Annotated in this window: 14 protein-coding genes and 1 pseudogene; 11 read left to right on the top strand and 4 right to left on the bottom strand. The window is 57.8% G+C overall.

The window, feature by feature from the left end:
* Nucleotides 1–547: pseudogene (locus ACLH1I_RS13710) on the top strand (rhodanese family protein).
* Here the strand turns inward: ACLH1I_RS13710 and lpxO are convergent.
* The gene (lpxO, locus tag ACLH1I_RS13705; RefSeq protein WP_004205722.1) at nt 528–1,430 is read right to left on the bottom strand and encodes a lipid A hydroxylase LpxO; all 903 of its coding nucleotides are present in this window, start codon (nt 1,428–1,430) and stop codon (nt 528–530) included. The pseudogene ACLH1I_RS13710 and the gene lpxO overlap by 20 nt on opposite strands.
* 205 nt (nt 1,431–1,635) lie before the next feature.
* Here lpxO and ACLH1I_RS13700 point away from each other — a divergent pair, with 205 nt between their 5' ends.
* Nucleotides 1,636–1,815 carry a hypothetical protein gene (locus ACLH1I_RS13700; protein WP_151385196.1) on the top strand — a complete coding sequence of 60 codons (180 nt, stop codon included), beginning with the start codon at nt 1,636–1,638 and terminating at the stop codon, nt 1,813–1,815.
* Nucleotides 1,816–1,892: 77 nt separating this feature from the next.
* On the opposite strand, the gene stpA is transcribed toward ACLH1I_RS13700, so the two are convergent.
* Nucleotides 1,893–2,294, bottom strand: coding sequence for a DNA-binding protein StpA (gene stpA, locus ACLH1I_RS13695; RefSeq protein ID WP_004205720.1), 402 nt, complete (start codon nt 2,292–2,294; stop codon nt 1,893–1,895).
* Nucleotides 2,295–3,022: 728 nt separating this feature from the next.
* On the opposite strand from stpA, the gene alaE reads away from it, so the two are divergent.
* Nucleotides 3,023–3,472, top strand: a complete 450-nt coding sequence (gene alaE / locus ACLH1I_RS13690) for an L-alanine exporter AlaE (RefSeq protein ID WP_004205719.1) — start codon at nt 3,023–3,025, stop codon at nt 3,470–3,472.
* Between the two features lie 78 nt (nt 3,473–3,550).
* Here alaE and ACLH1I_RS13685 read toward each other — a convergent pair whose 3' ends face one another.
* Complete coding sequence (locus ACLH1I_RS13685; protein ID WP_004205718.1) at nt 3,551–3,913, bottom strand: DUF2002 family protein; 363 nt, start codon at nt 3,911–3,913, stop codon at nt 3,551–3,553.
* Nucleotides 3,914–4,062: 149 nt separating this feature from the next.
* On the opposite strand from ACLH1I_RS13685, the gene ACLH1I_RS13680 reads away from it, so the two are divergent.
* A complete protein-coding gene (locus tag ACLH1I_RS13680) occupies nt 4,063–4,410 on the top strand; it encodes a DUF883 family protein (RefSeq protein ID WP_004205716.1) in 348 nt (115 codons plus the stop codon).
* 119 nt (nt 4,411–4,529) lie between these two features.
* Here the strand turns inward: ACLH1I_RS13680 and ACLH1I_RS13675 are convergent, their stop codons facing one another.
* Nucleotides 4,530–5,903, bottom strand: a complete 1,374-nt coding sequence (locus ACLH1I_RS13675) for a PLP-dependent aminotransferase family protein (protein WP_198079854.1) — start codon at nt 5,901–5,903, stop codon at nt 4,530–4,532.
* 88 nt (nt 5,904–5,991) lie between these two features.
* Between ACLH1I_RS13675 and ACLH1I_RS13670 the strand changes: the two genes are divergently transcribed.
* The 7 genes from ACLH1I_RS13670 to proW all read left to right on the top strand — a co-directional run bounded on the left by ACLH1I_RS13670 (nt 5,992) and on the right by proW (nt 12,966).
* A complete protein-coding gene (locus tag ACLH1I_RS13670; protein ID WP_004205714.1) occupies nt 5,992–6,423 on the top strand; it encodes a carboxymuconolactone decarboxylase family protein in 432 nt (143 codons plus the stop codon).
* Between the two features lie 183 nt (nt 6,424–6,606).
* A complete protein-coding gene (gene nrdH / locus ACLH1I_RS13665; RefSeq protein ID WP_004205709.1) occupies nt 6,607–6,852 on the top strand; it encodes a glutaredoxin-like protein NrdH in 246 nt (81 codons plus the stop codon).
* Nucleotides 6,849–7,259 carry a class Ib ribonucleoside-diphosphate reductase assembly flavoprotein NrdI gene (gene nrdI / locus ACLH1I_RS13660; RefSeq protein ID WP_004205706.1) on the top strand — a complete coding sequence of 137 codons (411 nt, stop codon included), beginning with the start codon at nt 6,849–6,851 and terminating at the stop codon, nt 7,257–7,259. Before nrdH ends, nrdI begins: the two co-directional genes overlap by 4 nt.
* The gene (nrdE, locus tag ACLH1I_RS13655) at nt 7,232–9,373 is read left to right on the top strand and encodes a class 1b ribonucleoside-diphosphate reductase subunit alpha (protein WP_017900618.1); all 2,142 of its coding nucleotides are present in this window, start codon (nt 7,232–7,234) and stop codon (nt 9,371–9,373) included. The genes nrdI and nrdE overlap by 28 nt, the downstream gene beginning before the upstream one ends.
* 10 nt (nt 9,374–9,383) lie before the next feature.
* Nucleotides 9,384–10,346, top strand: coding sequence for a class 1b ribonucleoside-diphosphate reductase subunit beta (nrdF, locus tag ACLH1I_RS13650; RefSeq protein ID WP_032456496.1), 963 nt, complete (start codon nt 9,384–9,386; stop codon nt 10,344–10,346).
* Nucleotides 10,347–10,703: 357 nt separating this feature from the next.
* A complete protein-coding gene (gene proV, locus ACLH1I_RS13645; RefSeq protein ID WP_002914328.1) occupies nt 10,704–11,906 on the top strand; it encodes a glycine betaine/L-proline ABC transporter ATP-binding protein ProV in 1,203 nt (400 codons plus the stop codon).
* Nucleotides 11,899–12,966: a glycine betaine/L-proline ABC transporter permease ProW gene (gene proW, locus ACLH1I_RS13640; protein WP_048325452.1), complete on the top strand. Its 1,068-nt coding sequence runs from the start codon at nt 11,899–11,901 to the stop codon at nt 12,964–12,966. The genes proV and proW overlap by 8 nt, the downstream gene beginning before the upstream one ends.
* Nucleotides 12,967–12,970 lie beyond the last annotated feature (4 nt).

Below are 12,970 nucleotides of genomic sequence, written 5' to 3'. Positions count from 1 at the left end.
ATGACCATCGCCACCTTAACCCCTGCCGAAGCCCGGGCGCAGATTGCCCAGGGCGCGAGACTGATAGATATCCGCGATGCGGATGAATACGCGCGCGAACATATTCCCGATGCCGAGCTGGTGCCGCTCGCCACCCTGAACGGCGGCGCGACCCTAAACGCCCGGGCCGGCGAGCGCGTGATCTTCCACTGCCAGGCCGGCTCCCGGACGCAGAATAACGCCATTCGTCTGGCCGCCGCTGCCGCGCCGGCGCAGGTCAGCCTGCTGGCGGGTGGGATTCAGGCGTGGAAAGCCGCGGGGCTCCCGGTTGAGGAAGATAAATCGCAACCGCTGCCGCTGATGCGTCAGGTGCAAATTGCCGCTGGCGTTCTGATTTTACTGGGGGTGCTGCTGGGCTATACCGTGAACGGCGGCTTTTTCCTGCTCAGCGGCGCGGTCGGCGCCGGGCTCACTTTCGCCGGGGTGACCGGCTTTTGCGGCATGGCGCGCCTGCTGGCGATCATGCCGTGGAACCGGCGCCAGGGGAGTTAAAACGCACTCCAGATAAGCCAGGCAATGCCGCCGAAAAGCAGCCATTTGACGATGTAATAGACCGTCTTATTCCATTTTTTCAGCCGCTTGCCGACAATACGGATCTGGTAGATATAGCGAAATGCCCGGTTAATTCCGCCGGTGCGATCGCTGGCGTCGTTGGGCGCCGAGGCGGCGCTCATCAGATAGCGCCCCAGCCAGTGGTTGACCTTCTGCGCCCAGCGGTAGCGCATCGGCCGTTCAATATCGCAGAACAGAATCAGTCGATTCTCACCGCTGGTATTTTCTGCATAGTGGATATAGGTCTCGTCAAACAGCACGCCTTCCCCGTCGCGCCAGCTGTAGCGCTGACCATCCACCTCGATAAAGCAGCGGTCATCGTTCGGCGTCGCCAGGCCAAGATGAAAGCGCAGGGAACCGGCGTAGGGGTCGCGATGGCGCGGCAGACGGCTGCCGTCCGGCAGGGTGGCAAACATAGCCGCTTTTACCGACGGGATATCCCGCAGCAGCGCGGTAGTTTGCGGACAAAGCTGGCTGGCGGAAGGATGGGCATCCTCATACCATTTCAGATAAAAGCGTTTCCAGCCGGTTTTAAAAAATGAGTTAAATCCGGCGTCATTATATTTATCGGCCGCTTTAATCTGCTCCAGTTGCTGGAGGCGGATCCCTTCTTCGCGAATAACCAGCCAGTTCTGCTGCAATATCGCCAGCTCGGGAAACATCTCCGGGCGCAGATAAGGCGTATTCGGTACGCGGGAAAATAAATACATAAATCCATTCAGCGGCGCGGTAAATGTGGAATGGTCGGAGAGCTGTCGCCAGAAACGATAGCGCACCCGTCCGCGGTAATGGACATACAGTACAGCAATAACAATGATCAACAGAATGATATACTTCATGGTGTCTTTCCTGACCTGATTGGTGGTAACCCTACCCTCGCCGTCCCCCCTTCTCAGCAGCGGTATGGCGCCAGCAAAACATTAACAACTCTAATACATATACCTCCAAATTGTTTTAACAAAAAACAGCACACCCGGTGTTCAGTGAACGGGCGTTGAGCTATGGTTTAGGTTCATACGTAGTATTAACAGTGAGGAGTGAATGATGTTTTCTGTCGGCGATCTGGTGCAACCGCGTGCGGGCGGGCCAAAACTGAAAGTGATCGAAGTGCAGGGCGAGGATCTGGTGGTGGTTCAGGCCGCTCAGGAGCAGGGAGAACGCTATATGCTGAAGTCAGACGAGGTGACGCGATATCAGGAAGAGGGAGACTTCGGCGTCTGCTGAAGCTCCCTCGCTGCAGGTCATAAGGCCAGGCCGGGCGGTGGGTCTTCCCCGCCGTCGTGGCGCTGGCCGAATCGGTTTTAAATTAAAAAGCTGTCCAGCGATTTCCCCTCGGCGACCGCCAGGGCAATCGGCTTCGGCATTCTTCCCTGGCCGGTCCAGGTTTTCTCGGCGCCGGTATGATCGGTATAACGATATTTCGCCGGGCGCGGTTTCCGCTTTTTACCGCCCGCCATCGGCGGCTGAATATCGGCCACCAGCTCGTCAGGAGAAATACCGTCGGCGCGCATCAGCTCAAGCCAGGTATTCACTTTTTCCTGATATTCCGCTTGCTGCTGTGCCGCCAGCTGCTGTTGCGTACGTATTTCTTCAGTGACGATCCTGAGCTTTTCCAGCATCTCTTCAAGCACGTCAATGGAGAATTCACGGGACAGCGCGCGCAGTGAACGGATATTATTCAGTTTGTGTAACATTGAAGACATAAAATTAAAAAATTCCAAATAGCAAATTAAAAGACACAACGCGGCAAGTGTAATAGAAACGTTTATTTATTTCCAGCCTGCGGTTGTCCAGATAAATATATTATGCAGAGAGTAAATCTCTTCCGCCTGCCCTATATCGGAAAATCCCCGATTCTTTTTCGCCAGCGCGGGCCAACGAGACCATGAATAAATAAAAGCGGCGGATAGTGAGATAGGAAAATATATTCAGCAGGCGATATTACCTTTATGGTCAGCGGCTTATCCTCTTATCGTCGGCGGATGCGCTGGCCCTCTCAGCCCAACCTAATGAATAGTTACTCGGCCATTCAGAATAAAACGCCACTCGGCATTTTAGAATTTTCCACCACAAAAACCGGAATAATGGCATAAAAACATCTAAACGAGACACTCATCACAGGCTAACGCGATTTTGCGCCACGGCGAGTGCTCAGACGCCGAATCGTGGGTCAAACATCACGGCAAAAAACAACATAACCATATGAAATAAAACACATTTAACAAAATAAGCAATAAAAGTAGCGTAACGGGCAGAAAACCAACCGTCGCAGAGTATTTTATCGACAAAAAGGCAATAAATAAAAATTTATAGCTAGTTGCCACTTTTAATGCAGAGATATACTCTACGCACATCAAAACAGACAGCCCAAAAACGCTATACCAACGCGCATTTTTCGGCGTTCTTGACTTCATTTTCGAGGAGCACTCCGATGTTCTCTGCGCACTCCCGCTTGCGGCACGCGGTTGCAGACACCTTTGCGATGGTGGTTTACTGCACCGTCGTCAACATGATGATCGAAATTTTTCTCTCTGGTATGACGTTTGAGCAGTCGTTATCGTCGCGTCTGGTGGCGATCCCGGTCAACATTATTATTGCTGTTCCTTACGGGATTTATCGCGATTTCGCCATGCGTCAGGCCCGGCGCATCACTCCGGCCGGCTGGATGAAAAATATGGCCGACGTGCTGGCCTACGTGACCTTTCAGTCGCCGGTATATGTCGCCATTCTGTGGAGCGTGGGTGCGGACTGGCACCAGATTGTCGCTGCGGTGAGCTCGAACCTGGCGGTATCGATGATGATGGGCGCCGCTTACGGCTACTTCCTCGACTATTGCCGCCGCCTGTTCCGCGTGGCTCCCTACCAGCAGGCAAAAGCCTGACCGACACGTTAACAGCGACTGGCTCTGCCAGTCGCTTCCTCCCGCCAGCCGATTTCGCCCGGGCCTTTATCCAGCGAATTAATTCGTCGACATGGCCGGCTTAGCTTCGCCAAATAGCCCATTCAGAAAACGCTCAAGCGCCATGCGTGAGCTAAATCCGTGCGGAATTCCATAATGCTGCTGCGCATCCCCGGCTAAATACAGCGGAAACTGTTCATAATGGTCGCAGGTTTTGATATCTGAAGCCGGTTCAGCCAGCATATTGCTGCGCTCTTTTAACGCCGGATGAATAACTAACGCTGTTCGCCCCATGCGCGCTTCGCGGTTCACATAAACATAATTATCGCCGCGGCGATAGCCGTACGCTTTTTGCGTCACAACATCCATGGTGAAGCCGGCTTTTTCAAGAACACGCGCCACCTCATCGGGTCTTAAATACATACTGATTCCTCGTTATCTTTTACCGCACATTGACCTTACCTTATTCATTAAGGGCAGTGCTTTCGGAATATTCCAGAAACCACAGCAGTAAGCATAATTCAAAATCTTGTCCTACACTTACTCACTCGATGGAATTAAGGGAGATAACGATGGCTAACCATGTGAACCGCAACAATTTTGACGATAACGCCGAAGATATTCATAACGATGTCAGCCAATTAGCGGACACGCTGGAAGAGGTGCTGAAATCGTGGGGCAGTGACGCGAAAGAGGAAGCGGAAGCGGCGCGTGCCAAAGCGCAGTCGCTGTTAAAAGAGACCCGCGCCCGCATTAATGGCCACAACCGGGTGCAGCAGGCGGCGCTGGATGCGCGCCAGGCAGCATGTGATGCGCTGGGCTGCGCCGATACCTACGTGCGCAATAAACCGTGGCACAGCGTGGGCGCCGCCGCCGCCGTCGGGGTATTTATTGGCGTATTGCTCAATTTACGTCGATAATAGCTATAGCGTTTGCTGCCGCCGCGCGATCAGCGTGCGGAAGCCCGCCTGCTTCACGGAAAGCAATGAAGATAACAAATACGCGTCAGCCCCTGCGCGCCTCTGGCCGCAGGGGTTTTTTATGCGCCATCGGGGGGGACGCCGACGCTGATCGCCTCCCTCAGCCGCCGGGCCAGCGCGCCAGCCATTGCCGGCGAGCGAATATTGGTAAAACTCATCAGTAATCCCCCCTCGCCGGCATGGCGCATCCGCCAGTCGCTCAACGCCTGTACCGCCAGCCCGGCCGCCACCGCCCGTTGGGCCAACAGGCGATCGTCGCCGCTAACCGGCATGACCAGCTGAATCCCCCCTTGCTGCGGCGTAACCTGAAAGCCCTGCGCCTGCAGAGCCGACTCCAGCCACTGCCTGCGCTGGCTGTAGCTGGCGCGCATTTTTTTCAGATGACGCCAGAAATGGCCCTGCTGGATAAAATCCGCCAGCGTCTGCTGCCACAGGGTGGGAACCGTACAGGGCTGGCGCTCCACGGTCTGCTGAAAGCGCGCCGCCAGCGCGCTCGGCACCACCAGCCAGGCGGTGCGCAGCGCCGGAAACATCGACTTGCTGAAGGTGCCCGCGTAGATGACCCGCTGTGGCGCATCAAGGCTTTTCAGCGGCGGCAACGGTTTGCCGCGATAGCGAAACTCGCTATCGTAATCGTCCTCAATGATCCATGCGTCACGCTCCGCGGCCCATGCCAACAGCTGGCGACGCCGGGGCAGCGACAGCGCCACGCCCAGCGGACTCTGATGCGCCGGGGTGAGCAGGGCAAACCGCGCCTGCGGATGATGGCGCTGGCCCCAGGCGATATCCATCCCCTCGTCGTCCACCGGGATCGCATCCACCACCGGTTGCCCGGCCTCGACCACCGGGCGGATAAAGGGATATCCCGGATCTTCCATCCACATATGCTGCCCCGGCTGTGCCAGAGTACGCAGGATCAGGTTCATAGCGGTGGCATAGTTGCCGGCGATCAGCACCTGCTCCGGCTGACAGTCGATACTGCGCGACAGGCGCAGATAGTCGACGATCGCCTGACGCAGAAGCGGGTCGCCGCCGGGATCGCCGGGCGCCAGATCGAACCGCGACTGCGTGCGCAGCCGGCGCCCCATCACCCGCGCCCACAGCCCGCGCGGAAAGAGATCCAGCGCCGGGAGCCCCATCTGAAACGGCAACGGCTCCGCCGGCGCGGCAGGTTGCGCTGGCATTACCGGCGCCAGCTGGCGCGGACTGAGCCGTTCGCTGACAAAGGTTCCCGCCTGCCCGCGTCGCTCGAGCCAGCCCTGAGCGACCAGTTCGCCCCAGGCGTTTTCGATGGTCGCCCGGGAGACGCCCTGCTCCTGGGCAAACACCCGGCTGGCGGGCAGACGGCTGCCAGGAGCCAGTTCGCCCCGTTCAATGGCGGATTTCAGCTGGCGGGCAATACGCTGATAGAGAGGGAGGTGGCTGGCTTCCATTATGGTCTGCTTTTTTCATCACAATATGGCTATCTTTTACAGTCCATTATAGTGCTATTTTGGCTGCCGTCTTAGAGAGGAGAACACCATGAGCCAATTACGTCAGCCATTCAGTGAACTAAGCCCGGAAGTCTATAAAGGGCTGGTGCAGGCCAGCCTCGCGCTGGAGAAAAGCGAACTGGGCAGCGCCCTGGTGGAGCTGGTCTATTTACGCGTGTCGCAGATCAACGGCTGCGCCTTCTGCCTTGAGAAGCACAGCCAGGCGCTGCGCAAGGGCGGCATGGCGCAGAGCAAACTGGATGCCCTGGCCGGCTGGCGGGTGAGCGACCATTTTACCCCTGCCGAACGCGCGGCACTGGCGTGGGCCGAGTCGGTCACCGACATCGCCGCCAGCCATGCGGAAGATGAGGTTTACCTGCCGCTGCGCGAACATTTTACCCCGCGTCAGATAAGCGATCTCACCTTCGCTATCAGCCTGATGAACGCCTTTAACCGCCTCGCCGTCGCCATGCGTCTGTAGTTTCGCGCAACCTTCCCCCTCCTCCGCCTGGCCATCCCGGCGGGGGAATCCTTTGCTAAAAACGCTATATATTGAGTGGTTGAAGTTTTAAATAACTACATCTAGTATTTCCTTATTGAATGGCCCACAACGTTCGACGCTACGTTTAGCGCCGTGCTGTTATCTTAAATGGAAATACGAATCATGCGCATTATTATTTACACTCGAAATGACTGCGTGCAGTGCCATGCCACCCGGCGAGCCATGGAGAGCCGGGGACTGGCCTTTGAAATGGTCAACGTCGACCAACAGCCGGATGCCGCCGACATCCTGCGCGAGCAGGGATTTCGCCAGCTGCCGGTGGTGATCGCCGGCGACCTGCGCTGGAGCGGCTTCCGCCCGGATATGATCAATCGCCTGCGTCCCTCCGTCGCGGCGGCCAGCGCATGAGCCTCATCGTCTACTTCTCCAGCCGTTCGGAGAACACCCATCGCTTTGTGCAGCGCCTGGGGCTGCCGGCGGTGCGCATCCCGCTGAACGAGCGTGAACATCTGCAGGTAGACGAGCCCTACATTCTCATCGTTCCCAGCTATGGCGGCGGCGGCACCGCCGGCGCCGTGCCGCGTCAGGCGATCCGCTTTTTAAACGACGTACATAACCGTCGACTGATCCGCGGGGTGATTGCCGCCGGCAATCGCAACTTTGGCGACGCCTGGGGGCGCGCCGGGGATGTCATCGCGCAGAAGTGCGCCGTGCCCTATCTCTACCGCTTCGAGCTGATGGGAACCCCCGACGATATCGATAACGTACGCAAAGGAGTCAGCGAATTTTGGCAACGACAACCGCAGAACGTATAACCGCCGCCGTGGATTTTCACGCCCTCAATGCGATGCTGAACTTATACGACAGCGAGGGCCGCATCCCGTTTGAGAAAGATCGCCAGGCGGTTGAGGCCTTTATGGCGACCCAGGTTCAGCCCAACACCCTCGCCTTTGCCAGCCAGGAGGATAAACTCAGCTGGCTCGTCCGCGAGGGCTATTACGATCCGCAGGTGCTGGCCGGCTATGACCGCGGGTTTGTGTTGGCGTTGTTCGACCATGCCCGGCGCGCCGCGTTTCGCTTCCAGACCTTCCTCGGGGCCTGGAAGTTCTACACCAGCTACGCGCTGAAGAGCTTTGATGGCAAACATTACCTCGAGGATTTCGCCGAACGCAGCGTAATGGTGGCCCTGACGCTGGCCCGGGGCGATGAACAGCAGGCGCGGCAGCTGACGGAGGAGATACTCAGCGGCCGCTTCCAGCCGGCTACCCCCACCTTCCTCAACGCCGGCAAACAGCAGCGCGGGGAGCTGATCTCCTGCTTCCTGCTGCGCATTGAGGATAATATGGAGTCTATCGGCCGGGCGGTGAACTCGGCGCTGCAGCTGTCGAAGCGCGGCGGCGGCGTGGCCTTTTTACTCTCTAACCTGCGCGAGGCCGGGGCGCCGATCAAGCGCATCGAAAACCAGTCCTCCGGCGTGGTGCCGGTGATGAAGATGCTGGAGGATGCCTTCTCCTATGCCAACCAGCTCGGTGCCCGCCAGGGGGCGGGGGCGGTCTGGCTGCACGCGCACCATCCGGATATTTTGCGCTTCCTTGATACCCGGCGTGAAAATGCCGATGAGAAAATCCGCATCAAAACCTTGTCGCTGGGGGTGGTGATCCCTGATATCACTTTCCAGCTGGCGAAAGAAGACGCGCAGATGGCGCTGTTCTCGCCGTATGATGTCGAACGGCTGTACGGCAAACCCTTCGCCGACTGCGCCATCGGCGACCTCTATCCGCAGCTGGTGGCCGACGAGCGGGTGGGCAAACGCTGGATCCGCGCCCGCGACCTGTTCCAGCGCCTGGCGGAGATCCAGTTTGAATCCGGCTACCCGTACATCATGTTTGAAGACACCGTGAACCGCGCCAGTCCAGTGGCCGGGCGGGTCACCATGAGCAATCTGTGTTCCGAGATCCTGCAGGTCAGTACGCCGTCCGCCTATAATGAAGACCTCAGCTATGCCCATATCGGGGAAGATATCTCCTGCAACCTCGGCTCGCTGAATATCGCCCATACCATGGACTCGCCGGATTTCGGCCGCACAATCGCCACCGCGGTGCGCGCCCTGACCGCCGTGTCCGACATGAGCCACATTCAGTCGGTCCCTTCCGTGGCGGCCGGCAACGCGGCCTCCCACGCCATCGGCCTGGGGCAGATGAATCTGCACGGTTACCTGGCGCGGGAAGGCATTGCCTACGGCAGCCCGGAGGGGCTGGACTTCACCAATATCTACTTTTACACCGTGACCTGGCACGCGCTGCACACCTCGATGCTGTTGGCTCGCGAGCGCGGTCAGCGCTTCGCCGGCTTCGAGCAGTCGCGCTACGCCAGCGGGGAGTACTTCGACAAATATCTGCATGAGGAGTGGCAGCCGAAAACCGCACGGGTCCGCGCGCTATTCGCCCGCGCCGGCATCTCCCTGCCCGACCGGGAAAGCTGGCGCCAGCTGCGCGACGACGTCATGCGCTATGGCATTTACAACCGCTATCTGCAGGCGGTGCCGCCCACCGGCTCGATCTCGTACATCAACCATGCCACCTCCAGCATTCACCCGATCGTCTCGAAGATTGAGATCCGCAAAGAGGGGAAAACCGGACGGGTGTACTACCCCGCGCCGTTTATGAATAACGACAATCTGGCCCTCTATCAGGATGCCTACGAGATAGGGCCCCAGAAAATCATCGACACCTACGCCGAGGCGACGCGCCACGTCGATCAGGGGCTGTCGCTGACCCTGTTCTTCCCCGATACCGCCACCACCCGCGATATCAACAAGGCGCAGATCTACGCCTGGAAGAAAGGCATTAAGACGCTCTACTACATCCGACTGCGCCAGCTGGCGCTGGAAGGCACTGAAATTGAAGGCTGCGTGTCCTGCGCGCTGTAAGGAGATCAGGATGACTCATTTAACGCGCGTCAGCGCGATCAACTGGAACCGCATCGATGACGATAAAGATCTGGAGGTGTGGAACCGTCTCACCAGCAACTTCTGGCTGCCGGAGAAAGTGCCGCTGTCGAACGACATTCCCGCCTGGCAAACCCTCAGCGCGGCGGAGCAGCAGTTGACCATTCGCGTTTTTACCGGGCTGACCCTGCTCGACACCATTCAGAACACCATCGGCGCGCCGGCGCTGATGGCGGACGCCCTGACCCCGCATGAGGAGGCGGTGCTGTCGAACATCAGCTTTATGGAAGCGGTTCATGCTCGCTCTTACAGCTCCATCTTTTCCACGCTGTGCCACAGCAAGGAGGTGGATGCCGCCTTCGCCTGGAGCGAAAGATGTGAGCCCCTGCAGCGCAAGGCGCAGCTGATGCTGGGCTACTATCAGGCCGACGAGCCGCTGAAGAAAAAAATCGCCAGCGTGTTCCTCGAATCCTTTCTCTTCTACTCCGGCTTCTGGCTACCGATGTACTTCTCCAGCCGGGGAAAGCTGACCAACACCGCGGATCTGATCCGCCTGATCATTCGCGATGAAGCGGTGCATGGCTATTACATCGGCTACAAATATCAGAAAGGACTGGAGATCGTCAGCCCCGGCAAGCGCGAAGAATTGAAAAATTTCGCCCTCGATCTGCTGATGGATCTTTACGACAACGAGCTGGCCTACAGCCGGGAACTGTACGGCGAGAGCGGCTGGTTCGACGACGTTAGCGCTTTCCTGTGCTACAACGCCAACAAAGCGCTGATGAACCTCGGCTACGAGGCGCTGTTCCCGGCGGAGATGGCGGCGGTTAATCCAGCGATCCTCGCGGCGCTGTCGCCCAACGCCGATGAAAACCACGACTTTTTCTCCGGTTCTGGCTCCTCCTACGTGATAGGAAAAATGGAAGAGACCGCCGACGACGACTGGGACTTTTAACCGTACTTTCACCAGGAATATCGCGACCGAATTCCTGGTGATCTATTTCGCAGAAAAGTGGGTTCATCTGTCAAATATTCTCTCCATGGCCTAACCGTCATCATCCCGTCATATTTAGCAGAAAACTGGTCTATTTCAGTCGAATTATCCAGAGATAATCAAAAAATATTACCCACAACAAATTACCGCTCAGCCCTTATATCACGGGGGCTGCGCCGCCATGTCCCTCACTCCATTTTGCCGAGAGTTTGTCATTAAGGGTTGTCACAGAATCTGAGTATGTTAGGGTGTAAAAAGATCATAATCACCATTGGGTACCGTATCGCAATAAACAAATAACAGGAACTTCTCTATTGCATGGCAATTAAATTAGAAATTAAAAATCTTTATAAGATATTTGGCGAGCACCCTCACCGTGCTTTCAAATATATTGAGAAAGGACTCAACAAAGCGCAAATACTGGAAAAAACGGGGCTGTCGCTTGGCGTCAAAGACGCCAGTCTGGCCATTGAAGAAGGCGAGATATTCGTCATCATGGGGCTCTCCGGTTCGGGGAAATCCACCATGGTTCGCCTTCTCAATCGCCTGATTGAACCCACCCGCGGCCAGGTGCTGATTGACGGGGTCGATATCGCGAAAATGTCGGACGCCGAGCTGCGCGAGGTGCGTCGTAAAAAAATTGCGATGGTTTTTCAATCCTTTGCACTGATGCCGCACATGAGCGTGCTCGACAACACGGCGTTTGGCATGGCGCTTGCCGGCGTCCCGGCCGCTGAGCGAGAGCAAAAAGCGCGGGAAGCGCTGCGGCAGGTGGGGCTGGAGAATTATGCCCACGCCTGGCCGGATGAACTCTCTGGCGGGATGCGTCAGCGCGTCGGTTTAGCCCGCGCCCTGGCGATTAATCCCGATATTCTGTTAATGGATGAAGCCTTCTCCGCGCTCGATCCGCTCATTCGCACCGAAATGCAGGATGAGCTGATCAAATTACAGGCTAAGCATCAGCGTACCATTGTCTTTATTTCCCATGACCTTGATGAAGCCATGCGAATTGGCGATCGTATCGCCATTATGCAAAATGGCGAAGTGGTCCAGGTCGGTACTCCGGATGAAATATTGAATAATCCGGCCAATGATTATGTCCGCACCTTCTTCCGCGGCGTCGATATTAGCCAGGTCTTCAGCGCCAAAGATATTGCCCGTCGTAGTCCGGTCGGCCTGATTCGTAAAACGCCAGGTTTTGGCCCCCGCTCAGCGCTGAAATTATTACAGGATGAAGACCGGGAATATGGCTATGTCATCGAGCGTGGTAATCGCTTTGTCGGGATTGTGTCGATCGATTCTTTGAAAACCGCGCTCAGCGCCGGCCAGGGGATCGAGGCGGCGCTGATTGACGCCCCGCTGGCGGTGGAGGCGCAAACGCCGCTCAGCGATCTGCTCTCCCACGTCGGCCACGCCCCGTGCGCCGTCCCGGTGGTGGATGAAGAACAACAATATATTGGCATCATTTCCAAACGAATGTTGCTCCAGGCTTTAGATCGCGAGGGGGTGAATCATGGCTGATCAAACCAATCCGTGGGACAGCGCCCCGGCAACCGACAACGCCGCCCAGGCTGCAGACGCCTGGGGTGGCGCTTCTACTGCCGCGCCGACCAATGGCGGCGGCGCCGACTGGCTGCACAGCGCCCCGGCGCCGCAGCCGGAACAGTTCAATATCATGGATCCGTTCCATAAGACCCTGATCCCGCTCGACAGCTGGGTGACCCACGCCATCGACTGGATCGTGCTGCACTTCCGCCCGCTGTTCCAGGGGATCCGCGTGCCGATCGACTACATTCTCAGCGCCTTTCAGCAGCTGCTGTTGGGAATGCCGGCGCCGGTGGCGATTATCGTCTTCGCGCTGATCGCCTGGCAGATCTCCAGCCTCGGCATCGGGGTCGCCACCCTGGTATCGCTGATTGCCATTGGCGCCATCGGCGCGTGGTCGCAGGCGATGGTCACCCTGGCGCTGGTCCTCACCGCCCTGCTGTTCTGCATGATCATCGGCCTGCCGCTGGGGATCTGGCTGGCGCGCAGTCCGCGGGCGGCGAAAATTATCCGCCCACTGCTGGATGCCATGCAGACCACGCCGGCCTTTGTCTACCTGGTGCCGATCGTAATGCTGTTCGGCATCGGCAACGTGCCCGGCGTGGTGGTGACGATTATCTTCGCCCTGCCGCCCATCGTCCGTCTGACCATCCTCGGGATAAACCAGGTGCCTGCGGATCTGATCGAAGCGTCGCGCTCATTTGGCGCCAGCCCGCGCCAGCTGCTGTTTAAAGTTCAGCTGCCGCTGGCGATGCCCACCATTATGGCCGGGGTTAACCAGACGCTGATGCTGGCCCTGTCGATGGTGGTGATCGCCTCGATGATCGCCGTCGGCGGTCTTGGCCAGATGGTGCTGCGCGGCATTGGTCGCCTGGATATGGGCCTGGCCACCGTCGGCGGCGTGGGGATCGTGATCCTGGCGATTATTCTTGACCGCCTTACCCAGGCCGTCGGCCGCGACGCCCGCAGTCGCGGCAACCGCCGCTGGTACACCACCGGCCCGCTGGGGCTTCTCACTCGCCCTTTCTGTCGATAAGTCG

Origin of the sequence: Klebsiella sp. 1SOBk10mer, assembly GCF_046602535.1 — a bacterium.
GTDB classification, from domain to species: domain Bacteria; phylum Pseudomonadota; class Gammaproteobacteria; order Enterobacterales; family Enterobacteriaceae; genus Klebsiella; species Klebsiella quasipneumoniae.
The sequence above is the reverse complement of the archived record's forward strand: the minus strand, read 5'-3'. Positions and strand labels throughout refer to the sequence as shown.